Source organism: Citrobacter sp. CK206, from assembly GCF_030333125.1.
Lineage (GTDB): Bacteria > Pseudomonadota > Gammaproteobacteria > Enterobacterales > Enterobacteriaceae > Citrobacter_B > Citrobacter_B koseri.
Window position 1 is genome coordinate 1 of sequence record NZ_JAOWGM010000001.1, and the last position, 218, is coordinate 218.

1 tRNA gene is annotated in these 218 nt (G+C 44.5%); it reads left to right on the forward strand.

Annotation, left to right across the window (positions count from 1 at the left end):
• Positions 1–3: 3 nt before the first annotated feature.
• A tRNA-Ala gene (locus OGX81_RS00005) sits at positions 4–79 on the forward strand.
• Positions 80–218 lie beyond the last annotated feature (139 nt).

The following is a 218-nucleotide window of genomic DNA, read 5'->3' on the forward strand; positions in this document are numbered from 1 at the left end:
TATGGGGCTATAGCTCAGCTGGGAGAGCGCCTGCTTTGCACGCAGGAGGTCTGCGGTTCGATCCCGCATAGCTCCACCATATTTTACTGCTCATATAAGAAAACTTCAGAGTGTACCTGAAAAGGTTCACTGCGAAGTTTTGCTCTTTAAAAATCTGGATCAAGCTGAAAATTGAAACGACACACGTAAAGTGTGTATGAGTCTCTCAAATTTTCGCA